The organism is Bradyrhizobium sp. JR4.1 (genome assembly GCF_040548605.1).
Classification (GTDB): domain Bacteria; phylum Pseudomonadota; class Alphaproteobacteria; order Rhizobiales; family Xanthobacteraceae; genus Bradyrhizobium; species Bradyrhizobium canariense.
Genome location: NZ_JBEPRY010000008.1, coordinates 162,944 through 186,124, shown reverse-complemented (window position 1 = coordinate 186,124; position 23,181 = coordinate 162,944). Strand labels below are relative to the sequence as shown.

General features: G+C 63.9%; 21 protein-coding genes. 9 read left to right on the top strand and 12 right to left on the bottom strand.

What is annotated here, in order from left to right:
- The first annotated feature begins 139 nt into the window (after window positions 1-139).
- On the top strand, window positions 140-1,252 hold the full coding sequence (locus tag ABIB90_RS18765) for an alpha/beta hydrolase family protein (RefSeq protein WP_354164029.1): 1,113 nt from the start codon (window positions 140-142) through the stop codon (window positions 1,250-1,252).
- A gap of 10 nt (window positions 1,253-1,262) precedes the next feature.
- On the opposite strand, the gene ABIB90_RS18760 is transcribed toward ABIB90_RS18765, so the two are convergent.
- On the bottom strand, window positions 1,263-1,769 hold the full coding sequence (locus ABIB90_RS18760) for a MarR family winged helix-turn-helix transcriptional regulator (protein ID WP_027518311.1): 507 nt from the start codon (window positions 1,767-1,769) through the stop codon (window positions 1,263-1,265).
- Window positions 1,770-2,169: 400 nt separating this feature from the next.
- Between ABIB90_RS18760 and ABIB90_RS18755 the strand changes: the two genes are divergently transcribed.
- On the top strand, window positions 2,170-3,726 hold the full coding sequence (locus tag ABIB90_RS18755; RefSeq protein WP_354164031.1) for a porin: 1,557 nt from the start codon (window positions 2,170-2,172) through the stop codon (window positions 3,724-3,726).
- Between the two features lie 293 nt (window positions 3,727-4,019).
- Here the strand turns inward: ABIB90_RS18755 and ABIB90_RS18750 are convergent, their stop codons facing one another.
- From ABIB90_RS18750 to ABIB90_RS18740, 3 genes are all read right to left on the bottom strand, one after another.
- Window positions 4,020-4,499, bottom strand: a complete 480-nt coding sequence (locus tag ABIB90_RS18750) for a GcrA family cell cycle regulator (RefSeq protein ID WP_354164033.1) — start codon at window positions 4,497-4,499, stop codon at window positions 4,020-4,022.
- Between the two features lie 72 nt (window positions 4,500-4,571).
- Complete coding sequence (locus ABIB90_RS18745) at window positions 4,572-4,769, bottom strand: hypothetical protein (RefSeq protein ID WP_007603456.1); 198 nt, start codon at window positions 4,767-4,769, stop codon at window positions 4,572-4,574.
- Window positions 4,770-4,969: 200 nt separating this feature from the next.
- Window positions 4,970-5,911, bottom strand: a complete 942-nt coding sequence (locus ABIB90_RS18740; RefSeq protein ID WP_354164036.1) for an acetamidase/formamidase family protein — start codon at window positions 5,909-5,911, stop codon at window positions 4,970-4,972.
- 164 nt (window positions 5,912-6,075) lie between these two features.
- Between ABIB90_RS18740 and ABIB90_RS18735 the strand changes: the two genes are divergently transcribed.
- The 4 genes from ABIB90_RS18735 to ABIB90_RS18720 are packed head-to-tail and all read left to right on the top strand — an operon-like array spanning window position 6,076 to window position 10,078.
- On the top strand, window positions 6,076-6,843 hold the full coding sequence (locus ABIB90_RS18735; protein ID WP_354164038.1) for a YdcF family protein: 768 nt from the start codon (window positions 6,076-6,078) through the stop codon (window positions 6,841-6,843).
- A gap of 56 nt (window positions 6,844-6,899) precedes the next feature.
- Window positions 6,900-7,682 (top strand): DUF169 domain-containing protein, encoded by a 783-nt coding sequence (locus ABIB90_RS18730; protein ID WP_219682248.1) that lies wholly within the window; start codon window positions 6,900-6,902, stop codon window positions 7,680-7,682.
- A 14-nt stretch (window positions 7,683-7,696) separates the two neighbouring features.
- Entirely contained in the window at window positions 7,697-8,875 is a 1,179-nt protein-coding gene (locus ABIB90_RS18725; RefSeq protein WP_354164040.1) for a saccharopine dehydrogenase family protein, read from the top strand.
- A 27-nt stretch (window positions 8,876-8,902) separates the two neighbouring features.
- Complete coding sequence (locus ABIB90_RS18720; RefSeq protein WP_354164042.1) at window positions 8,903-10,078, top strand: saccharopine dehydrogenase family protein; 1,176 nt, start codon at window positions 8,903-8,905, stop codon at window positions 10,076-10,078.
- Here ABIB90_RS18720 and ABIB90_RS18715 read toward each other — a convergent pair.
- On the bottom strand, window positions 10,062-10,535 hold the full coding sequence (locus tag ABIB90_RS18715; RefSeq protein ID WP_354164044.1) for a hypothetical protein: 474 nt from the start codon (window positions 10,533-10,535) through the stop codon (window positions 10,062-10,064). The genes ABIB90_RS18720 and ABIB90_RS18715 overlap by 17 nt on opposite strands.
- A gap of 118 nt (window positions 10,536-10,653) precedes the next feature.
- Here ABIB90_RS18715 and ABIB90_RS18710 point away from each other — a divergent pair, with 118 nt between their 5' ends.
- Window positions 10,654-11,127, top strand: coding sequence for a MarR family winged helix-turn-helix transcriptional regulator (locus ABIB90_RS18710; RefSeq protein WP_219682247.1), 474 nt, complete (start codon window positions 10,654-10,656; stop codon window positions 11,125-11,127).
- A 204-nt stretch (window positions 11,128-11,331) separates the two neighbouring features.
- Here the strand turns inward: ABIB90_RS18710 and ABIB90_RS18705 are convergent, their stop codons facing one another.
- The 3 genes from ABIB90_RS18705 to ABIB90_RS18695 form a co-directional block, all read right to left on the bottom strand.
- Window positions 11,332-12,150, bottom strand: a complete 819-nt coding sequence (locus ABIB90_RS18705) for a zinc-binding alcohol dehydrogenase family protein (RefSeq protein ID WP_354164047.1) — start codon at window positions 12,148-12,150, stop codon at window positions 11,332-11,334.
- A gap of 3 nt (window positions 12,151-12,153) precedes the next feature.
- Entirely contained in the window at window positions 12,154-13,050 is an 897-nt protein-coding gene (locus ABIB90_RS18700; RefSeq protein ID WP_219682245.1) for an SDR family oxidoreductase, read from the bottom strand.
- 133 nt (window positions 13,051-13,183) lie between these two features.
- Window positions 13,184-14,380, bottom strand: coding sequence for an FAD-dependent monooxygenase (locus ABIB90_RS18695; protein WP_354164049.1), 1,197 nt, complete (start codon window positions 14,378-14,380; stop codon window positions 13,184-13,186).
- A 146-nt stretch (window positions 14,381-14,526) separates the two neighbouring features.
- Between ABIB90_RS18695 and ABIB90_RS18690 the strand changes: the two genes are divergently transcribed.
- On the top strand, window positions 14,527-15,003 hold the full coding sequence (locus tag ABIB90_RS18690; RefSeq protein ID WP_051058561.1) for a MarR family winged helix-turn-helix transcriptional regulator: 477 nt from the start codon (window positions 14,527-14,529) through the stop codon (window positions 15,001-15,003).
- Here ABIB90_RS18690 and ABIB90_RS18685 read toward each other — a convergent pair.
- The 3 genes from ABIB90_RS18685 to ABIB90_RS18675 all read right to left on the bottom strand — a co-directional run bounded on the left by ABIB90_RS18685 (window position 14,972) and on the right by ABIB90_RS18675 (window position 19,212).
- The gene (locus tag ABIB90_RS18685) at window positions 14,972-16,228 is read right to left on the bottom strand and encodes an O-antigen ligase family protein (RefSeq protein ID WP_354164051.1); all 1,257 of its coding nucleotides are present in this window, start codon (window positions 16,226-16,228) and stop codon (window positions 14,972-14,974) included. The genes ABIB90_RS18690 and ABIB90_RS18685 overlap by 32 nt on opposite strands.
- Before the next feature lie 179 nt (window positions 16,229-16,407).
- Window positions 16,408-17,958, bottom strand: a complete 1,551-nt coding sequence (locus ABIB90_RS18680; RefSeq protein WP_354164053.1) for an undecaprenyl-phosphate glucose phosphotransferase — start codon at window positions 17,956-17,958, stop codon at window positions 16,408-16,410.
- 120 nt (window positions 17,959-18,078) lie between these two features.
- Complete coding sequence (locus tag ABIB90_RS18675) at window positions 18,079-19,212, bottom strand: glycosyltransferase family 4 protein (protein WP_354164055.1); 1,134 nt, start codon at window positions 19,210-19,212, stop codon at window positions 18,079-18,081.
- Between the two features lie 203 nt (window positions 19,213-19,415).
- Here ABIB90_RS18675 and ABIB90_RS18670 point away from each other — a divergent pair, with 203 nt between their 5' ends.
- Window positions 19,416-21,686 (top strand): GumC family protein, encoded by a 2,271-nt coding sequence (locus tag ABIB90_RS18670; protein ID WP_354164057.1) that lies wholly within the window; start codon window positions 19,416-19,418, stop codon window positions 21,684-21,686.
- 201 nt (window positions 21,687-21,887) lie between these two features.
- Here the strand turns inward: ABIB90_RS18670 and ABIB90_RS18665 are convergent, their stop codons facing one another.
- Complete coding sequence (locus tag ABIB90_RS18665) at window positions 21,888-23,069, bottom strand: GNAT family N-acetyltransferase (RefSeq protein ID WP_354201179.1); 1,182 nt, start codon at window positions 23,067-23,069, stop codon at window positions 21,888-21,890.
- Between the last annotated feature and the right edge of the window lie 112 nt (window positions 23,070-23,181).

Sequence of the window (23,181 nt, the reverse complement as noted above, 5' to 3'; positions counted from 1 at the left end):
ATGTCACGCATGCGAGACGTCCCTGCGTTCAAGCGATGGTGATCTCGAACGGCTCTCATTCGGCGCACGGCAGCTTGGTCAGGGAACCAAAATAGTTTAGTCAGTCATCTGTAAGGCGATGACCAGAGCGTAGCTCCCGATGATACCCGCATGCCTCTCCGACGACTGGATCCTTTGCCCGGAGCGAGAGGACATCTCCGCTGAGTTCACGCGGCTCCTCACCGCGGCCCAGGAGGGCGGCGCCACGATCGCGGAATGCCTGATGATCGCGCGGCGGCTGAAGCGGGGCGAAGACCAGTCCTGGCATCGTGAGTGGAAGAATCTGGCGCAAGCCAATCGACTTCGTGCCGAGGCCGCGTTCGCGGAAGGTCACAGGGCGACTGCGCAGCGCAACTGGCTCCGCGCCATGAATTACTACAGTGCGGCCGCAATGCCGCTCGATCAGGCGGACGAGCGCCGCTGGGTCGCGGTCCTCGCGATGCAGGATTGCGCCCGCCGCTTCCTCGCCGCGCGCGACCCGGCCGGAGAGGTCCTGACGATCCCCTGGCTCGACGGCCATTCGTTGCAGGGCTATTTCCTGCCCGCGCCGTCGGGACGCCTGCGAGCCCCGACCGTGATCTGCATCGGCGAGCCCGGCCACCGCAAGGAGGAATTTCTGTTCAAGCTCGCGCCGCATGCGCGCGAGCGCGGCTTCTCGCTGCTGGCGCTGGACCTGTTCGGCGACCAGCGCGACGATTATCTCGACGCGCTGTTGCGGCGCCGGGATCTCGAGAGTGCGATTCCGTGCGTCATGGACTATCTGGAGACGCGCAGCGAGGTCGATTTCGAGCGCGTCGCGATCGTCGCCGATGGCTGGGGTTCTTCCTTCGTGGCGCGCGCGGTGCTGCAGGAGCCGCGGCTTGCCGCCGCCGTCTGCGACGGCGGCCTGTGGGACCTGCACGAGCGGGCCTTCTTTGCCAGCCGATTCGCGATGAGCGACGTCAGCATCGTTCCGGTGCCGCATGCTCCCCTGATGGCCTCCAGCGCCGATTGTCCGGTGCTGATCACGCTCGGTGAGGACGGGTGGCTCAAGGCGGATCGAGCGCGTCAGATCGTCCAGACGTCCCGGCTCGGCAGTTCGGATGTCATGTTGAAGGTGTTCACCGCGGCCGAAACCGGCGCGGCGCAGGCCCATGCGGACAATCCGAGCCTCGCCAACGAATACATCTTCGACTGGCTGGAATCGCGGCTCGGCGCCGCGGGGCGCATTTAAGGACGTCGCCTCAGAAGTCGAGGGTCAGGCGGACGCAGGCCTTTTCGAGACGGGTCTTCAGCATCGCGAGCTTGGTGGTGAATTCCGTCAGCTCTTTCTCGTCGAACTCCTGGAAGACGAATTCCCTGATCGTCTTGTACTGCTCGTTGAGGCTCGCCAGGTGCTTCTGCGTCTTCTCGGTCAGGGACAGCCGCACCACCCTCGCGTCGGTCGGCGAGGGGCGACGGCGCAACAGGGCCTTCTTCTCGAGCAACTTGGACTGGGTGGTGACGAACGACGGGTCGACGTGGAGCAGTTTTGAGACGACGTTGACCGGAATGCCGTCGTCCTTGTCGAGGTCGGAGATCGCCATCAGGATCAGCCATTGCGGGCCGCTGATGCCGAGCGTTCTCGCCCAGAACTGACGCAGCTCCTCCAGATACATGTTGATCGACGATATCTCCCAGGTGAAGCGCCTGATGATATCCAGATTGCCGATGGAGCGGAGGCGCGCCCCTTCTTTCCTCGTCGCTGACACAGCGTCACTCCCGTGATCTGATTTGTAGGCGGCCGGTATCGTGCAAGCCATAGTCCACGCAAGCCTGCTCTGACGCAAGTGCAGAGCAGGGTAATTTCGTCACTAAAACTACAAAGATGATCAGCTCACGGAATCGCTTCGCCTTGGTGTTGCATGCGGGGCACAGGTTTAGCGAAACCACAAAGCTTATCAAATAAGGTATTTTGATTAGTGAACGGCGCAGGCATATTGCGTCGTGACGGTGGGGGGTACTCGATCGTCCCGTTGCAGCTGGTTCGCCCACGTCCCTCGCGTCGAAAGCGGGTGTGTGCGCAAAGCGGCCGAGCGGATTTGAAAGACGGGGATCTGGGGGACCTCATGGTCCGGTCTTCGTAACATGAGCAACTTGGAGGTTTTTAATATGAAAGTGGTGAAGAGCCTTTTGCTCGGCACTGCGGCGGGTCTGATCGCCGTCAGTGGAGCTCAGGCGGCTGATCTTCCGGTCAAGGCCAAGGCGGTCGAGTACGTGAAGGTCTGCTCGCTCTACGGCGCGGGTTTCTACTACATCCCGGGCAGCGACACCTGCATCAAGCTGGGCGGCTATCTGCGTGCCGAAGTGGCGCTCAATGCCGGCGGCAATTACAGCGCCCAGTACAACAACGTCTTCGCGGCGAACAACCGCCTGACGAACTATTACTCGATGCGCGCCCGTGAAGATCTCAACATCGACACCCGCACCGCGACCGAGTACGGCGTTGTCCGCACCTATTTCGATGCGGTCTTCACCTGGACGACCGGCAACTATGTCGGCGCCGGTTCGGGAACGGGTGCCACTCAGTACAGCGGCACGCTCGGCCTCAACGCCGCAGGCACGGGCCTGATCGGCTCGACCAGCGGCGCCGTCAACGGCACCGACGGCACCACCTCGGGCGGTGCGCTCGGCGTCTACTACGCCTTCATCCAGTTCGCCGGCTTCACCATGGGTAAGGCCGTGTCGCAGTTCGACGCGCCCTGGATCAACTATCCCGGCAACAACTTCGACCAGCTCGTCGGCGGCAGCGGCAGCACCAACGGTGTTGCCCAGTTCACCTACACCGCCGATCTCGGCCAGGGCGTGACGGCGATCGTCTCGGCGCAGGACCAGACGCAGGTGTTCCAGACCGCGCTCTGGAACACGGCCGGCATGTCCACCACCGGCGTCCTCGGCGGTGCCTACGGCTCCAACGATCTCGGCGGCACCCGCTCCCCCGATCTCGTCGGCACGCTTCGGGTCGACCAGGCCTGGGGCCTGTTCCAGGCCTCGGTCGCGGCGCACGACAACCATGTCGGCTATTACGGCGCGAGCGAAGCCACCGGTCATCCTGAAGACAAGTGGGGCTGGGCCGTCCAGCTGGCTCTGTCGATCAAGAACATCCCGACCGGTGCCGGCGACGTGATCAACATCTCGGGCGTCTACACCGACGGCGCGAGCCGCTACAACTTCCAGGAGCTGGCAGCGACCAGCTACTCGATGTTCGGCGGTTCGGGCGGCGCGTATCAGAGCATCGGCTTCGCCGGCGTGTCTGACGCGGTGTTCGCACCCGGCAGCGGCCTCGAGCTGACCAAGACCTACGGCTTCCGTGGTGCCTACACCCACAATTGGAGCCCGTACTGGAACTCGGCGCTCTATGGTGCGTGGGCTGCCGTCAACTACAGCGGCACGGCCAAGGGCATGATCTGCGGCAGCGCCGCGTTCGCGACCCTGACCGGCACCTGCAACCCGGACTTCAACATCGGCCAGATCGGTGTCATCACCCGCTGGACCCCGGTCAAGAACCTGACCTTCTCGGCTGACTTCACCTACAGCCACCTTGACCAGAAGTACTCGGGCGTGATCACGACGCCGGCGCTCACCAGCGTTGCCAAGCCTGCAGCGACCTATGAGCTGAAGGACCAGGACACCTACAGCCTGTTGGTTCGCGCCCAGCGCAACTGGTAAGCCTTGATCTTCGGATATGACGCAGCCCCGGCGGGACACCGCCGGGGCTTTTTTTATGAGATGAGCATTTTTACGAAGATGGCTTTCGGAAATACGGCAGTCTGTGCGGGCGGCGAAGACGAGCCATGCGATTCGATCGGCCCAAATTTATTTACTTACCTGAGTTACTAAGCTATATAACTCGAAGCCGATGACGAAAGTTGCGGCTCTGACTTGATGCTAAACCTCCAGAAACCTCCGGCAATGCCCTGCCGGAGGTTTTTCGTTTGAGGACACGGCTCTAGGATATGGTTCTAAGCGCGCATGACGCGCGCGCGGGAATTCGGCCGGTAGGCGAGGCGGCTGTGGCCGACGCAATAGGACTGGCCGTCGGGCGCGGAGTTGCCGCAGAAGCAGAAATCGTCGGCGCCGGGCGTCGAGATCGGCCAACGGCAGCGGTTCTCGCCAAGTTCGAGTAGCGAGCAGCGATTGGCGTCGTCGATCGGAGCGGCGACCATCGGCGCACTGGTCTCGCCATAGATCGTGGCGAGCATCTCGTATTGCAGCCGCGGCACGGTCCGCGGCGTGCGCGAAGGCGCCAAGCCCCTGTCCTGAACCTTGCGGTCGTCGATGGTCCGGCCGCGCGTCAGATTGAGGCGAGACAGCTTGCCGATCACGGCATTGCGGCTGACGCCGATGTCGGCGGCGATCTCGCGGCAGGAGAGGCCGGCCTCGAAATGCTGCTTCAAAAGTTCAAGTCGTTCGTCGGTCCAGGTTGGTGAGAGAACAGGCATTGGTGCGGTCCCAGGTTGCAGATGTCGGCCATCCGCCTCTCGAGATCCGTCCGCCTCACGTTCGGCGCGCGCTCACGTCCTGCCATTGTCGCGGATCGACAAAAGCCCGTCCTTGATGGCGAGACGGATGCCTTCCTCGATCAAGGTACGTGCGACGCCGGGAACGCTGGTGCCGTGGGTGCCCTGTCTCACCAGCTTCTCCAGATAGGTGATGGTCGAGAGCGCCAAGGTTACGGGAATGCGGTCAGTCTCGGCTTTTTCGGTGGCCATGGACGAACGCTAGCCTCATACGCGGGTACATAAAAGTTACGATTAAGACTCTATTTAGGTTTAGAGGCAGAAGTCAAATGCGGGCTGTGGCGCCTGTTCAGCTCGTTGGAATCGCGAGGGAAATTAGGCGTGACAAGGCATGCCGCGCGAACAGGCCGGCGGCGGCGTGGCCTCGAGAGGTCAGGAGAGGGCGGGTCGGCTCAGCCGTGCACGATCGCCTTTTCGATCATGCAATGGATGCCTTTGGAGCCGTTGACGGTTTGGGTCACCCGCAGATCGGCCGCCAGGCTGCACAGCGTATAGGCGTCCTCGCGCGACAAATTGCGCCTTTCGCCGAGCAGCACGATCATGTCGCGCAGTGCCCGCACCACGCACTGGTCGAGGTCGGGGTCCATGGCCATGGTCATGTAGTGCGTCGCCGTCTCGCCACGGGGATAGTCGAGCCTGAGGTCCTTGCGCAGCGTCAGACGGAAGCGGCCCTGGAGCGCGGTCTCGATCGCGGTGACGCAGACCTCGCCGTCGCCCTGCACGCCGTGGCCATCGCCGCAGGAGAACAGCGCGCCCGGGACGAACACCGGCAGATACAGCGTCGCCCCGGCGCCAAGCTCCTTGTTGTCGAGATTGCCGCCCATGGCGCGCGGGACCAGCGAGGAGATGCGGCCCCAGGCCGGAGGCGGCGAAACGCCCATCACGCCGAAGAACGGCTTGAGCGGCAGGTCGAGCCCCCACGGCATGCGGGCGACCATCCGCGACCGGTCGAGCGGGATGTTCAGGATGCGCGTCTCGTGGAAATCGTCGGGCAGGGTGCCGGACAGCGGCTTGATCATGTTCCAGCCCCAATCCTGCCGGAGCTGGACGTCGAGGATCTCGACCGCGAGCACATCGCCGGGCTCGGCGCCCTCGACCGCGATCGGGCCGGTGAGGATGTGGCCCGGCAGCATGCGCTCGTTCTTGGCATGAACCTCGTGCATCTCGGGCGGAATGTGAAATTTGCTGCGGTCGGGCAGCATGTCCGGACCGCCGCTGATCGTGTCGACCGTGACCTCGTCACCGCTCGCGATAGTGAGGACGGGCTTGAGCGCAGCCTCGAAGAAGCCCCAATGACAGGTCTCGGGGCTGGAATGCAGGTGGTGATGGGTCATGTGGTGTCCGTCCGTTTCACAGGCCCGGGCTTGACCAGGCAATCGATCCTCTTCCAAGAAGCTTTCTGAAGATCGACGGGCGGGTCAAGCCCGCGCGCAACAGGCACGATCATTCCAGCGAGGCTCCCCTGCTTTTTGTCCTGTCCAAGACCCTCGGCGCCGCGGTGCTGCCGATCAACTTGATGATCGAGCTCGGGATCGTCTCGGTCGTCCTGATGGCGACGCGCTTTGCCGCATTCGGCCGCAAGCTCGCCGCGGCCACGCTGATCATGTTGGCGCTCGCCGCGTTTTCGCCGCTCGGTAACCTTTTGCTCTATCCGCTGGAGTCGCGTTTTCCGCCGTGGGATCCGTCGCGCGGTGCGCCCGACGGCATCATCGTGCTCGGCGGCTCGGTCGACACCGATCTGTCGGCGGCACACCGCACGCCGGTCGTCGCGCACGCGGCCGATCGCCTGTTTGCGCCGGCCGAGCTCGCGCGCCGCTATCCGAACACGCGCGTTGTTTTCACCGGGGGCACCGCGAACCTGGTTTCGACGGACTCCCGGGAGGCCGACTACTCCGCGCCGATCCTGGAGAATCTGGGCATCGCGAAGCAGCGCCTGATCCTCGAGCGGGACTCTCGCAACACCTACGAGAATGCGATCTTCACCAAGCAATTGGTATCACCGAAACCGGGCGAACGCTGGCTCCTGGTCACCTCGGCCTTTCACATGCCGCGTTCGATGGGGATCTTTCGCAAGGCGGGATTTGACGTCGAAGCCTATCCCGTGGACTGGCGAATGGGCGGCCGTGACGATCTCTTCTCTTTCACCAATGTCGGCACGGACGGGCTCGGCCGAACCGAGGTCGCCGTGCGCGAATGGATCGGGCTCGTCGCCTACCGCCTGATGGGCCGGACTGGCGAGTTGCTCCCGGGACCGGCGAAGGACTAGAACCGTTCAACAAGCAATATCAGCGCCGGCGCGCGACTGCCGGCCGGGAGGACGCCATGCAACAGCAGAGTGCAGACAGCATCGATCTTGCCGGCCTCGTCGCCGATCTCAACAGCCTTTTGCGGCTGAAGACCACGGTGATCGGCATGAAGCTGTTCGCGCGGACCGCGGACATGGAGGCAATCCCGAAAATCCGGCGGCCGAACGCGGTCCACACCACCGACCAGATCGTCAGCATGGCGGCGCGTCTGGGCTGGACCGTCGGCATCACCGCCGACGATCTCGTCGGCGCGCAATGCCGCGCCGTGATCGGTCTTGCACCGCAGGATGAGAAATGGCTCGCCGGCGAAAACTATGTCGGGGTCTGGCACGGCACGGCCGAGGACGCACGCAAGCGCCAGGAGGCGTTGGATGTGGTTCCGTTCGGGCAATATCAGGCGCTCGCGGTCAGTCCGCTGGCGAGCGGCCGGCTCGATCCGCCCGACATCTGTCTCGTCTATGCGACGCCGGGGCAGATGATCATCCTGATCAACGGGCTGCAATATACCGGCTACAAGAAGTTCGAGTGGGGCGTGGTTGGCGAGACCGCCTGCGCCGATTCCTGGGGCAGGGCGCTCAAGAGCGGTGAGCCCAGCCTGTCCTTGCCATGCTATGCCGAACGGCGCTATGGCGGCGTGCCGGACGAGGAGATGCTGATGGCCCTGAAGCCGGAACATCTCGCCAAGGCGGTTGTGGGCATGAAGGCGTTGGCCAAGAACGGACTGCGTTATCCGATCCCGCCCTATGGTATCCAAAGCGACGTCCGTGCCGGCATGGGCGTGAGCTACGCGAAGAAGTAAAGTAAAGGCCGACCATGAGCTCTGCGAAATTCGACATCGTCGTCTATGGCGCGACCGGTTTTACCGGCCAGCTCGTCGCCGAATACCTGACCCAGCATTACAAGAGCGACCATTCGCTCAAATGGGCGATGGCGGGCCGCAGCCTCGGCAAGCTGAAATCGGTGCGCGATGCGATCGGCGCACCCGGGAATACAGAGCTTATTGTCGCGGATGCGTCGGATGCGGCCTCGCTGAAGGCGATGGCGGAACGGACGATGTCGGTGATCACCACCGTCGGGCCGTATCAGCTCTACGGTGAGGAACTGCTCGCGGCCTGCGTGGCCACGGGCACGGATTATTTCGATCTCTGCGGCGAGCCGATCTGGATGCGCCAGATGATCGACAAGTACGAGGCGGCTGCAAAAGAGAGCGGCGCGCGGATCGTGTTTTCCTGCGGCTACGATTCCGTGCCGTTCGAGCTCGGCACGTTCTTCGTCCAGGAAGAAGCCAAACGTGTGTTCGGCGCGCCGGCCTCGCGGGTGAAAGGGCGTGTGCGCGACATGCGCGGCACGCTCTCGGGCGGCACCGCCGCGAGCGCGAAGGCGACCTTCGATGCGGTGGCCAAGGATCTCAGCCTTGTCGCCATCCTCAACGACCATTTTGCGCTGACGCCCGGCTTCACCGGTCCGAAGCAGCCGAAAGGCAACAGGGCCGCCTTCGAGGAGGACCTGCAATCCTGGGCGGCGCCGTTCATGATGGCGCTGATCAACACGCGCAACGTTCACCGCTCCAACATGCTGATGGGATTTCCCTACGGCCAGGACTTCGTCTACGACGAGATGGTCCTGACCGGTCCCGGCGAGAAGGGCGAGGCCAACGCCAAGCTCGTGATGGCTGCCAATGCGGGCAAGACCGGCCCCGACGCACCGAAGCCGGGCGAGGGGCCGTCGAAGGAAGAGCGCGAAAACGGTCTGTTCGATCTGCTCTATATCGCGATCGCACCCGATGGCCGCATGGTTCGCGCCGGCGTCACCGGCGACCGCGATCCCGGCTACGGCTCGACCTCGAAGATGATCTCCGAATGCGCGATCTGCATGCTGCGTGACACGACCGACGTCGCAGCCGGCTTCTGGACGCCGGGCGCGGCGATGCAGCACAAGCTGATCAAGCGGCTGCAGGAGAATGCTGGGCTGACCTTCGCTGTGGAAGCTTAAAGCCCACGATCCCCAGGAAGCCGATTCGTGTCCGCAAAATTCGACATCGTCGTCTACGGCGCAACCGGATATACCGGCCAGCTCGTCGCCGAGTACCTGGCCGCGCATTACGTCGGTGACGGCGCGCCGACATGGGCGATGGCGGGTCGCAGCAGTGACAAGCTCGCATTGGTCCGCGATGCGATCGGCGCGCCTGCCGACACGCCGCTCATCGTTGCGGACGCAGCCGATTCTACGTCATTGCGGGCGATGGTCGATCAGGCGAAGCTGGTCGTCACCACGGTCGGTCCATACCAGCTCTATGGCTCCGATCTGCTTGCCGCCTGCGTCGCGTCGGGCACCGACTACATGGATCTCTGCGGCGAGCCGATCTGGCTGAAGCGGATGATCGACAAGCATGAAGCCGCAGCGAAAGCGAGCGGCGCCCGGATCCTGTTCTCCTGCGGATTCGACTCGGTGCCGTTCGAGCTCGGTGCGTTCTTCGTGCAAGAGCAGGCCAAGCGCGCGTTCGGCGCACCGGCACCGCGCGTCAAGGGCCGCGTCCGCGACCTCAGCTGGAAATTCTCCGGCGGCACTTCGACAAGTGCAAGGGTCACCTTTGAGGCGGTGGCGCAGGACCTCAGCCTGGTGTCGATCCTCAAAGACCCATTTGCCTTCACGCCGGGCTTCGAGGGACCGAAACAGCCGCGCGGCAACAGGCCCATCTTCGAGGAGGACCTGCAATCCTGGTCCGCACCGTTCGCGATGGCGATCCTCAACACGCGCAATGTCCATCGCTCCAACTTGCTGATGGGATTCCCGTATGGCCGGGATTTTGTCTACGACGAAATGGTGCTGACGGGGGCGGGGGAGGAAGGGCAGGCCAACGCCAAGCGCGTCATGGCCGCCAACAGCGAAAAGACCGGTCCTGAAGCGCTCAAGCCGGGCGAGGGCCCCTCAAAGGAGGAGCGCGACAACGGTCATTACGACCTGCTCTATGTCGCGATTGCTTCCGATGGCCGTCAGGTTCGCGCGGCGGTCAAGGGCGATCTCGATCCGGGTTATGCGTCGACGGCGAAGATCATCTCCGAATGCGCAATCTGCTTGTTGCGCGACACGCCGGCCGTACCGGCTGGTCTCTGGACGCCGGGCGCGGCGATGCAGCACAAGCTGATCAAGCGGCTGCAGGAGAATGCAGGGCTGACGTTCACAGTGGAGAAGTAGCTGTCACCTTCCCTTCTCCCAGGCGGCGAAACCGACCTTTCATCCTCAAGCCGTCTCGCGTGTTGAGCACGAGCAAGGTGATGTTCACAGCTCCTGCGGCAAGCTCGACAGCCTGCACCGCATAGAAGACCGCATCAAACTCGGCGGCGCTCGCCTTATGTGCGAGGAACAGTGCGGCGGGGACGAGGACCAGGACGCCATTGCCGGCGATCAGCGGCATTCGCTTGACCTTGGCGCCGACCAGGCCGGCTCGCCGACCCCGTGCCAGCGTAAGGCCCGTGCCCCCCGCCGCCGCCAGCGCCGGGACCAGCAACAGAAAGCCCCATGGTATGGCGGTCTTGACGGCGGTGATGACGGCTTGGGATGCGAAAAGCTCGCTGAGTGCGGTCGACAGCCAAAATGTCGAGATGGTCAGAAGCGCGATTGCGCCAGCAATGGGATGGATCACCTTGATCATAATTGGGTTCCCTTGACCGAATACGGCCAGCCTGTTCAATGTGACATGATGATGTCGATATTTATGCTGCAGAGAACCATATTGACATTATGATGTCAACTAAGGTCATGGTAACAATATGCGCGCTACCAAGCGATCCCCGGCCGGTGATGCTTTGACTGAGCTCATTCTCGATCTGTTCAGGGTCAACAACCTGACCGTGACGTGGGGCGACCGGCTGGTCGCTCCGCTCGGCCTGACCAGCGCGCGCTGGCAAATTCTGGGGGCAATCGTAGCCGCGGACCGCGCCCAGCCGGTCGCCTGGCTCGCCCGCGACCTCGGAGCGAACCGCCAGAACGTTCAGCGCATCGTCAATGACCTGGCCCAGGAAGGGCTCGTTACGTTCGAGCCCAATCCACATCACCGTCGCGCGCACCTTGTGGTGCTGACGGACAAGGGACGGAAGACTTACGACGCTGCCATCCGCCTGTATGACCCCAGAATCAACTCCCTGGTGCAAGGTCTCCCGATGGAAGACCTCAGGATCGCGGGTCGCCTCATGAAGGCGCTGCGCAAGAAGCTTGAAGACGAGGAGAGTGCTACAGGCGCCTGAGCGAATCCTCGTGCCGACGTCCGCTCACGTGGAGCCGAATGATCGGGGATTCGAAGATTGAGCAGGTCTATGGTCGGAAGACAATCCGGTGGTCATCCGCAGCGTCGTTCCAGGCCTCGGCTATCGCCGTGAGGGGCAACGTCTTCACCGGGGTGTCAAAACCGCCGGCTGGCAGAGCCGCCAAAAGTTCTCCGGCCCCCGAGATCAGTTCCGAAATCGAGAGACTGCCGATCCCGCTGCCAAGAATCTCCAGGCCAGAGCTGCGCAGCGCATGCGCCGAAAGTGGGATTGTTTCTCCAGCGATTGAGCCGAGCTGGACGTAACGAATGGCAGGTTCTCCACTGCGAGATCCGCGTCCGTCCGTTGCCGCAGCGATGACTCTGGTTGCGGGCTCCCCCAGAGATAGTCGAGAACTACATCGATCTTTTCGGAGAACGCGCGTTGCAGCGAAGCGTCCACATTTTCGTCCAGTCGGATTGTCTCGACCGTCTTGGGGAACGCGGCGAGCTTGGTTGCATTTCGCCCGGTCACGATGATCCTGCTGGCGCCCAGATAGGAGGCGATCTGAACCGCCAGGCTTCCCGCCGACCCGGTCGCACCGTTAATCAGCACGGCCTCGCTCCGCACGAACTTCGCACGGCGCGTGAGAGCAACCCACGAAGAGAGCCCGCTGGTTACGACGGCAGCCGCCCGCGCGTCGTCAATACCATCGGGCACAGGCACGGTCGCGCTCGATGCGACCAGCGACTTCTCCGCCATGGAGCCGAACGGGGACTTGGGAAATATGAAATACACCCGTTCACCGGTGGAATTCATCCCAACCCCATCGACACCAGGCACGAAGCCAGCGCTGCCCGAACTGGTATTGCTCGTGTAGTGCTTGCCCGCGGCGAGACTTTTCACGATCGGGCTCAGCGGCGCGGCGAGAACGTCGATGACCGTTTCGCCAGCCTCCGCGCAAGGCTCTGCAAACTCGCCAAAGGTCGGTGAAGAACCAAACGAATGAACAATTGCAGCTCGCATTGACTATCCCTTCACGGCGACAGGCGGTGGCGCTTGGAGGGCCACCGCTGCAAGTGCATCGGAGACCGCCGCGCGCAACGGCGTCGTCGGACGACCAATAAGGTCGCTCAAGTCGCGCCGATCGTCGAACAGATCGCCCTTTGCCGCTGCGATGTCGAACCCGACGAGCATGCGCGCCACCGGCTCGGGAAGGTCCGCGCCAATGAGCGCCTCACCAAACCCTGCTTCCGACATGTTCCTGTAGACGATTGGTTTGCCTGTCTGGCGCGCAACTTCGGCCGCCAGTTCGGCAAGCGTGTAGGGCTCGTCGCCCGCCAATTCGTAAACCTTGCCCGATTGATCCTCCCGCGACGTCAGGACTGCGGCGGCGGCATCCGCGTAGTCGAGGCGGCTCGCCGACGCGATGCGCGCTTCGCCGGCGCAGCCGACAAACGCACCATGCGCAAGCGCCATTGGCAACGCGCCGAGATAGTTTTCGGTGTACCAGCCGTTGCGCAGCAACACATATGGCACGCCGCTCGCCTTCAGCAGCGTCTCGGTCGCCCGATGATCGGCGGCAAGCTCCAGTGTCGAAATGTCTGCATGCAGCAAGCTGGTATAGGCGATTAGCTCAACCCCAGATTCCTTCGCCGCGGTGATCGCGTTCTCATGCTGGCGAACCCGCTTGCCGGGCTCGCCGGCCGAGATCAGCAACAGCTTCCTTACGCCGGCGAAAGCACGTTCCAGGCCCGTGGGATCGTCGTAGTCGCCTGGGCGGACGGCAGCACCTTCAGCCTTGAAGGCCTCTGCTTTGGCTGGATCTCGGACGACGGCTGTAATCTGCTGTGCTGGCACAGCCTTCAACAAGGAATGGATGACAAGCCGGCCGAGTTGGCCAGTGGCACCGGTCACTGCAATCATGGGATGGTCTTTCCAATATGGTTATGCAGCTTATGGATGTGACATTGGTTATAATGACTATGTTTCAACGCTCTGCGACTGGTTCTTCTTGCGCCGTCCATGACGCGGCCGAGTACGGTTCGACCTGATGCGCTTACACCGCCCGCGCGTCGTACGCGTACATGAACTCCATGCTCTTTGCGCCCAGGGGCAGCAGCCACTTCATCATTTGATTTCGCATCCACGCGCCGGTGGCGCTGAACTCGCGCTTGCTGTTGCCGTTGCGGCGGGCCATGGCGACGATCTTTTCCGTGCGAGGGCGTCGTTCGGCCTCGAAGGCCCGGAAGGTGACGCCGAGCTCCTGGCCTTGCTGCATCAACCGGGCGAGGCGCATCGCATCTTCCAGCGCGAGCGAGGCGCCTTGACCGGCATGCGGGCTGGTCGCATGGGCGGCATCGCCGATCAGCAGCGAGCGCTTGCGCGACCAGGTCGGCAGGGTGGCGACGTCGAGCGTGTCGGTGACCACGATGTTCTCGGCTGCATCGATGATGCCAGGGATCGGGTCGTGCCAGCCGCGGTGGAAACCGCGCAGGTGCTGCTTCAGCGTTGCATCGTCGAGCGCGCGAAACATCGCCGCGTCCATGCCGTGCGCCGGCTGCGTGCTCCACCACATCACGCCGTCGTTCGGATCGGGACTGCAATAGCCATAGCCGAAGAAGCCGCTCTGCCCGAACGTGGTCTCGACGTGCCGACCGATCGGTCGGCCACCGAGGACGGCGTGCGGCACGAAGCCGCCGAAGCCGATCAGGCCGGTGTCGAACGGTTGCGGCCCGTCCGGCACCACTTGGCGGCGCGTCACTGAGTGCACGCCGTCGGCGCCGATCAGGAAGTCGCCTTCGGCCGTGGTGCCGTCGGCGAAGTAGGCGATGATCGGCTGGTCGCCGCGATCCTCGATCTTGATCAGGCGCTTCTCGAAATAGAGTGAAACGCACGCGCACCAGGCCTTGTCGATCAGCATCTCGTTCAGCGTGGCGCGGCAGACATTGACCGCGGGCTGGCCGAAACGCCGCGCCATGTCGCGGTTGATCGAGCCGAGCCTCTCTCCGGCTTGCGAATAGAAGTCGAACGATTCCGCGATCGAGCCGCGGCTGATCAGCTCGTTCGAAAGGCCGATCTCGTCCATGACCTGCATGCCGTTCGGTGCGATCTGAAGGCCGCCGCCGATGCCTTTCGAATAGGGCCAGGCCTCGTAGATCGCGGACTCGATGCCGGCGCGGCGCAGCAGGATCGCCGCCACGGGACCGGCGACGCCGGCGCCGATGATCAGGGCCTTGCGGGGAGGATAGGACATGGCTTGCTCCCGACGTTTCCGTGGTGCTAGGAGAATTATGGTCGCTAAATATCTTAGTGACTAAGATATATATTGACTAAGATACGAGGTCTGCCTTGTCAAGGACGAAGGCGCGCGCCGCGCTGCTGCAGGAACTCGAGGAGGCGATGCGCAGGTCGTCCGCGCAGGGCGTGCTCTATGGCCAGACCGTTGCGAACGTTGCCGGAATTGCCAATTCCGACCTCGAATGCATGGACATCCTGTATCTGGAAGGCCGTGTCACCGCCGGCCGGCTCGCCGAAGTCACGGGCCTGACGACGGGGGCCATTACCGGCGTGGTCGACCGGCTCGAAAAGGCAGGCCTGGTCCGTCGTGAGCGCGACGATGCCGACCGTCGCAAGGTCTTCATTGCCGTCGTGCCGGAGGCGATAGAAAGGCTCGGCCAGTTCTACGTGCCGATGCAGCAGGCGATGGAGAGGGTTTTTGGCGGCTATTCCGACCAGGAATTGCGCCTGCTGCTGCGCTTCGCCAATGAGGGCTACAAGGGCGTGCTGGCGGCGACTGCGGCGCTGAAGGGCCTGCTCGATACGCCGCCGGAGAAACGCCCCGATCTCAAGCTGAAGAAGCTTCGTCGCCAGCCCTAGCCTTGTAGATCTGCGCGGCCGCGATCATGCCCCACATCGCGCCCAGCATCATCCAGAAATGCCGCCAGTGGTCGGTGTCGATCACAAAACTTTCGCCGACGGTGCCGACGAAGGCGGAGAACACCGCGAGATAAGCGCGCTGCCAGGGCACAGGCACGAAGATGTGCCTGACACCCATGATGACGGTCGTGAAGACCAGCGCGGGATAGCAGATGCCCGACAGCCAGCCGCCGGACATGAAGGCGTTGAGATAGGAATTGTGGGTGTCCTCGGGGAAGAAGCGGTGAAATTGCAGAGGGCCGATCCCGAACGGCAGGTCGAGCGCCATCTCCGCGCCCAGGATGTGCCGGCCGAACCGGCCGAACCTGCCTTCGTCATAGCTCTGGTCGAAGCTCGCGCGCTGCTTGAACATCTCGGCGGTGGAATCGAACGACATCAACACCGCGATCAGCGCGAGGCCCAGCACCGCGGCGAGGATCGCCATGACGATGATGCGCGAGCGCTGCGCGTTGGTGCGGCTGGTCAGCACCATCAGCGCCAGCATGAAGGCGGATGTCAGCACCAGCCCGCCCCAGGCGGCGCGGGAGAACGCGAGCAGGATCGCCAGCGACATGATGCCGAAGGCGATGACGTTGCGAAACGCCTTGCCGGCCTTGTCGGAAACCACGCTCTGCAGCGAGAACAGTGCCGGCAGGATCAGGAAGGCGCCGAGCACGTTCGGGTCCTTGAAGGTGCCGCGCGCGCGTCCATACAGCGTGAGGAGGTCATCTCCGCCGGGAATCAGGTGGAAGTAGCCGGCGACCGCCAATAGCGAGGCGACCATCGCGCCGACCACGAGCCCGCGGCGGAGCATGTCAAGCCGGGCCGCGGTGTCCTCCGACGTGACCATGGCGAAGAACACGACTGTCACCGCCATGTACCAGGAGGTCGCAATCCAGCTCACCACCTCGGACTGCTCGAACAGCGGGATCGCGCTGATCGTGTAGCCGACATTGAGCAGGATCAGCATCAGCACCAGCGGCATCAAAGCGAGCCGCAGACGCAGGCCGGTGGCGAAGAAGGTGACGGTGGCCAGCAGCGTCACGATCTCGTAGGGGCTCGGCTCGATGAAGACGATCGCGCCGGAGGCGCCGACCAGCCATACCAGCGCGCGCTGGAGCGCCAGCACGCCGGGCGCAGCGCGAACCGCTGCATTCATCTCCCCGGCTGTTGCCGCATACGCCATCACATGCTCACGCTATTCTTACCACACAACTTCCGCCGTCATGCCCCGCCTTGTGCGCACTTGCGCACTGGAGCGGGGCATCCAGTACTCCGAGCCGTTAGTGGCAGTTTCCGCTGCCGGTGATTACTGGATCGCCCGGTCAAGCCGGGCGATGACAGCGTGGCTCGGGCACCACAAACTCAATACGCGTTCTCGTTCTTGGTCAGCAGCGAGATCGGCGTCTTCAGTAGAATGACAAGATCGAACAGCACCGACCAGTTCTCGATGTAATAGAGATCGAACTCGACGCGTTTCTGGATTTTCTCTTCATTGTCGATCTCGCCGCGCCAGCCGTTGATCTGGGCCCAGCCGGTGATGCCGGGCTTGACCCGATGGCGGGCGAAATAGCCGTCGACGGCTTCGTCGAACAGGCGGCTCTGCAGCTTGCCCTGCACCGCATGTGGACGCGGGCCGACCAAAGAGAGATCGCCGGAGAAGACCACGTTGAAGAGCTGCGGCAACTCGTCGAGGCTGGTCTTGCGGATGAAGCGGCCGACGCGGGTGACGCGCGAGTCGTTCTTGGTCACGACCTTCGAGGCCGTCGGATCAGCCTGGTGATGGTACATCGAGCGAAACTTGTAGACGTCGATGCGCTCGTTGTTGAAGCCGAAGCGCTTTTGTCGGAACAGCACGGGGCCGGGGCTGTCGAGCTTCACGGCCAGCGCCACTAATCCCATTACCGGCAAGGCCACGAGCAGCGCGAGGGTGCCGACCACGCGGTCGAACAGCCATTTCATCACCAGGTCCCAGTCGGTGATCGGCGCCTCGAACACGTCCAGCGTCGGCACCTCGCCGATATAGGAATAGGAGCGGGGGCGGAAGCGCAGCTTGTTGGTGTGCGCGGAGAGGCGGATGTCCACCGGCAGCACCCAGAGCTTCTTCAGCATCTCCAGGATGCGCGTCTCGGCCGAGATCGGCAGCGCGAATAGCACGAGATCGACGCGGGTGCGGCGGGCGAACTCGACGATGTCGTCGACCTTGCCGAGCTTGCGCGCGCCGGCACAGGTGTCGAGCGCGCGGCTGTCGTTGCGGTCGTCGAACACGCCGAGTACGTGGATGTCGGAATCCTCCTGCCCTTTCAGGGCCTCGACCAATTGTTCGCCGTTGCGGTCGGAGCCGACGATGATAGTGCGTCGGTCGAGCCGGCCCTCGCGCCCCCAGGCGCGCACCAGCGAGCGCAGCACCAGACGCTCGCAGACGAGCGCGGCCAGCCCGAGGACGTAGAAGGCCGCAAGCCACAGCCGCGATATTTCGCTGCCGAACTTGGCGAAGAAGGAGATGCCGATGAACAGCAGGAAGACGAACGACCAGGACGAGATCATCCGCGTCATCTGCCGGAGCTGACCACGGAACAGCTGCACCTGATAGATGTCGGCGGCCTGGAAGCAGACCACGGCGGAGATCGCGACGGCGATGATCTGCGCGGGATAGATCCAACTGAAGGAGCCGGCGTGCGGCATGACATAGCCGAGATAGAGTACGATGCCGACGAGGCTCAGCAGCGCGAAATCGGCGAGGCGTACGAAGCCGGTGATCACGATCGGCGAATAGGCGCGGGCGACCTTCTGGTTGACGACGTCAAGCGCGGCGAGCGAGAGCCGCTGGCGGCGCTCCACAAAGGGCTGGTCAGCCGGCTTCGCCGCGGCGCTGGTCGCGGCATCGAGCATCGAGCGTGCGTTGAGCGGTTCCACGGGAGTCCACGTCCATTCCAAAAACCCGCGGGCCGCGTCCTTGCGCCCCGGGCGAGCATCCCCTGGGCCTTGGATTATCGGACAAATCGGAAGATTCTCTAAAGCGGGTCTTAAGAATGGTTAGTGATTGGTAAATGCGTCGCGATAGCCCGCGAGCACGCCCTCGACCATCGCCTGCTGGGAGAAATGCGCGGAGATGCGCTCGCGAAGCGACGAGGCGCGCTGCGCTGTTTCCAGCGGATTATCGAGCGCGGCGGCAATCGCTTCCGCCATGGCCTCCGCGTTGCTCGGCGCAAACAGCGCCGGGTTCTCCGCGCCGAAAATCTCGGGAATGCCGCCGATCTTGGACGCGATCATCGGAATGCCGGCGGCACCGGCCTCGATCACGACATAGGGCATGGAATCGCCACGCGAGGGAACGACCAACAGCCGCCCCTTGGAGAAGCCGTAGCGTGCCTTGACGTGACCGATGAAGCGGATAGCGCTGGAGAGGCCGAGCCGCTCGACTTGCGCTTTCAGCGCTGCGGTCTCCTCGCCGTCGCCGCCGAGCGTCAGCGTGACCTTCTTGCCGCCCTCGTGCAGGCGCGCCACCGCTCCGACCAGCAGATCGGCGCCCTTGATGTGCCTGAACTCACCGACATAAGCAAGGTCGGTGGCGTCGTCGGCCATGACGACAGGTTCGAATTCCTCCGGCGTCACGCCGTTGAAGACGCAATGCACCACGCCCTTCGGCTTGCCGACGATGCGCTGATATGTGTCGCGGGCGAATGCGCTTTCGAACAGGAACAGGTCCGTCGCGTCCATCAGCGTACGCTCGAGCCGCGCGTAAAACTCGCCCTTGAAGGTGTTGAGGGGATAATGCAATGAGCCGCCATGCGGGGTGTAGATGCGGATGGTGTCGTCGGATCGCCTCCGCATGCGGATGAAAGCGCCGGCCTTGGCGCCGTGGCCATGCATCACGTCGGGCTTGAGCGTGGCGATCAGGCGCCGCAAGCGGAACCAGACCAGGACATCGTCGGGCGAGGGTTCGCGGCGGATCGCCATCCGGTGCACACCGAGTTTCAGCCGCGGTGCGAACTCGGCAAGGGCCTTGTCGGCGCGTTCACCGCCGGTGAGACTGTCGGCGAGGATGCCGACATGATGGCCACGATCGACCTGGCCGTTGGCGACGTCGAGGATGTGGCGGAAGATGCCGCCGACCGGAGCGCGCACAGCGTGCAGGATGCGGAGCGGCTGGTCGGGAGAGGGGGGCATGATCAAAACCAGCGCTCGACGGCGAATGCTCGAACAATCTGACGAAATATCGAGACGGATTAAGAGCCCTCGTGGTTAACAAACGGTGACGGACGTGCACGCGCGAGCTGCCGCACGCCACGATTAACCCAGCGGCAACCTTAATGGAGTGTAATCGCCCTGGTTGAGGTAGGTTCGTGGCGTTGCGCCTGCGGGAGTGTTCGATGCGTTTAGCGTTCTGGCGTGCCGGCAAGGACAAGGCGGTGGTCGAGCGGGCTGTCGCGAAGGCCGCAGCCAAGCGGGCCGAGCTCGAGCCCCGGATTGAAGCAAAGCCTGCGCCCATCGCACCGAGGCCGGCGCCAGTCGAGTCCGGCGACATCGACCTGCACGCGCTCGGCGCGGCATTGGCGCGCAAGCGCGGCTGGATCATCGTGCCGACGGTGCTGGCGCTCGTCGCATCCGTCGCGATCGTCAATCTCATCACGCCGCGCTACAAGTCCGAATCCCGCATCCTGATCGACGGCCGCGAGAACGTGTTTCTACGCCCCAACAGTGATCGCGCCGAGGAACGGCAGGCGCTCGACGCCGAAGCCGTCACCAGCCAGGTGCAGCTCGTGCTGTCGCGCGATCTCGCGCGCGAGATCATCAAGAAGAACAAGCTTGCGGAGCGGCCCGAGTTCGATCCCGTGCTGCAAGGCATTTCGCCGCTGAAGTCGCTTGCGGCGCTGGTCGGCATCGGCCGCGATCCGTTCTCGATGACGCCGGAAGAGCGCGTGCTGGACGCCTATTACGAGCGCCTCCAGGCCTACGCCGTCGACAAGTCGCGCGTGATCGTGATCGAATTCCAGTCTGCCGATCCCGATCTCGCCGTGCGCGTCGCCAATTCGATCGCCGACGGCTATCTCGTGCTCCAGCAGGATGCGCGCCAGGATCAGGCCCGAAACGCCAGCCAGTGGTATGCCGGCAGGATCGACGAGCTGCGACGGAACGTCTCCGAGGCCGAAGCGAAGGCCGAGGACTTCCGCTCAAAGTCGAGCCTGTTCGTCGGCACCAACAACACGACTCTGTCGAACCAGCAGATGGGCGAGGTCAACACCCAGCTCAACAATGCGCGCGCGCTCAAGGCCGACGCCGAGTCCAAGGCGCGCCTGATCCGCGAGATGATTCAGAGCGGCAAGCCGATCGAATCGTCGGAAGTGCTGAACTCTGAATCGATGCGCACGCCTTCGCAGCAGCGCGTGGCGTTGCGGGCCCAGCTGGCCGAGCAATCCTCGACGCTGCTCGGCAACCATCCGCGCATCAAGGAATTGAAGGCGCAGCTCGCCGACCTCGACACCCAGATCCGCGACGAGGCCGCCAAGCTTGCCCGCACGCTCGAAAACGATGCGCGCGCCGCCAGCGGGCGCGTCCAGGAATTATCCGCAAGCCTGGAGCAGCTCAAGAAGCAGGCGACGGCCACCAACGGCCAGGACGTGCAGCTCCGCGCCCTCGAGCGTGAGGCGAAGGCCCAGCGCGACCTGCTCGAAACCTATTTGGCGAAGTACCGTGAAGCCAACACCCGCGAGACCATCGACACCGCGCCGACAGATGGCCGCATCATCTCGCGCGCCATCGTTTCGAACACGCCGGCCTATCCGAAGAAGCTGCCGATCGTGCTGATCGCGACGATCGCGACACTGCTGCTCTCGTCCGGCGTCGTCGTCACCGGAGAGTTGCTGCGCCAGACTGCGCCCCGGGCGGTCGCGGTGTTCGCGCCAGCGCGGGCGTCGGCTCGCCAGGAACAAATCGTCCAACCAGCGGTCGTCGAGCCCTTCGCCGATCCGGTCGTCGATCCAGTCATGGCAGAACCCGCGCCGCTCCAGCCGGAGATGACGGCCGATGCCGATGTCACCGCATTCGCGGAGATCGAGCATCTGGCCGATAGCCTCCGCGCCGCCGGAGCCATGGCGAAGAAGGTTACGGTACTCGGCACTGCCAGCGGCGAAGCCATCACGCTGTCGACGCTGACCTTGGCCCGGCACCTGGCGCGCGATGCGCGGGTCGTCGTGGTCGATCTTGCCGCGTCCTCGCCGACCATGGCCGCCGTGTCCGTCGATGCCTCGGCCCCCGGTCTTGCCGAACTGATGCAGGGCGAGGCGTCGTTCGCGCAGATCATCACCCGGGACAAGCTTTCGCGGCTGCATCTGGTCATGGCCGGCCGTCCCGGCTTCGATCGCAGCCTGTTGCAGTCGCCGCGCGTGACGCTCGCGATCGACGCGCTGCTGCGCGCCTACGACCACGTGCTGCTCGATGCCGGCAGTGCCTCCGACCTTCCGGCTGAGCTCCTGACGGCGAATGCCCGCGCCGTCGTGGTGCCCGACGCGTCGATGACGGCGGATGCGCGCGCGCTGATGCGCGAGCAGCTCAGCGCCGTCGGCTTCAGCGACGTGACGATGCTGAGCAGGCCGGTGCAGCCGTCGGATGCGAGGGATGCGCCGCGGGTCGTGGCGGCGTGATGTTCTTGCCTCTCCGTGGGGACCGAGCGAGCGCCTCGTCCTTCGAGACGACCGCTTCGCGGTCTCCTCAGGATGAGGCTTGGCTAAATCGGAATCCGTTGAAGCTGCTGCCGCGAACTCTGTCCTCGTCCTGAGGGCCCGCCAGAGGCGGGCGTCTCGAAGGATGGGCCGCAGGGGAGCGTTTCCCAACCGCAGAATTTCTTACCCGAACGCTCGCCGCAGCCGCTGCGCCAGGTCGAACAGCATCTGGTTCTGTTTCGCCAGCCGCTTGCCGTGGCTCAGCGAGGACATCGCCATTGCCGCGAGTTTTCCACGTGACGTCAGCGGAACAAAACTGTCGAAGATGTCCTGGTCGTCCTTGCAGAACATCCGCTTGTACTCGTCCGAGCCGATGCCGAGGTCGAGCGAGCGGTGGCCGCGCTCGGCGCAGCGGTCGATGATGTAGCGCATCAGGATCAGCCCGGGGCTGTAGCGGGCGTGCTCGGACATCGTGTAGGTGTTGAACATCATCGAGAAGCGCTGGCCGTCGGCGACGCCGGCGAAGATCGCAATCACCTCGTCGTCGCATTCGAGCGCATGGATGTCGATGACGCGGCCGTCACCGCGTGACGCAAGGCAGGCGCTGCGGACGAATTGCTCGACGCCGGGTTCGGCGAAGACATTGGGAAGCTTCTGCTCGGCCATCCGCGCCGGCTTGACGCGGAAGAACCAGTCGAGCAGGCGGGTGATGTCCGCGTCGGTGGTCGCCAAATGATAGCGATAGCCGGCGAGCGCCTGGAGCTTCTTCTCCTTGCTCTTGAGGCGGCGGCGGAAGGAGTTGCTGATCCGCGATGCCGGGGGGCCGCCCGGTTCCATCGTGAGCAGCGGGCAGCCGTTGATCGCGCTCTGGCGCGGCAAATGCGCGAACGGGTTCTGCTGGTCGTTCCAGCGCAGAGGCTGCTGCGTCAATGCGAGCACGTCGGCATGCTCGCCAAGCGGCGCAAACAGCGCGTCGAGATCGCCGATGCCGACCTGCGCTGCAAATTCGGCGTTCCACAGGCCCATGTTGAAGGTCGTATGCTTGCCGCCCATGAAGCAGGCCGTGCGCACGCCGTGGTTCTGGCGCAGCGAGAGCGGCAGCAGCAGCAGCGGCTGATGCTCGGCGTCGCGGGCAATGACGATGAAAGGGCGGGCGCGTTCGTGCTCCCCGACCAGACGCTGCCAGGGACTGAGCAGATCAAACCGCTGATAGGGCGTGAAGAGGTGACCGGGTTGCTCGAAGGCGCGCCAGACGGCCTCGGCCGCGCCGAGATCGGTCACGATATCGACATACGCGATACGGCCCGCTTTCGACCGCGCTGGCAATTCCGCCGTCCGGCTTTGCATCGCCGCAGCCATGGTCATTCGCGAACCCGTCGAGAAAAAATATGCGTAATTCGGCCTGTGGCCGACCTTTGCAAAGAAATGTCAACAAAGGGTAATGACTATAAGAGGGGGAACGGTCGCCGACGGGCGC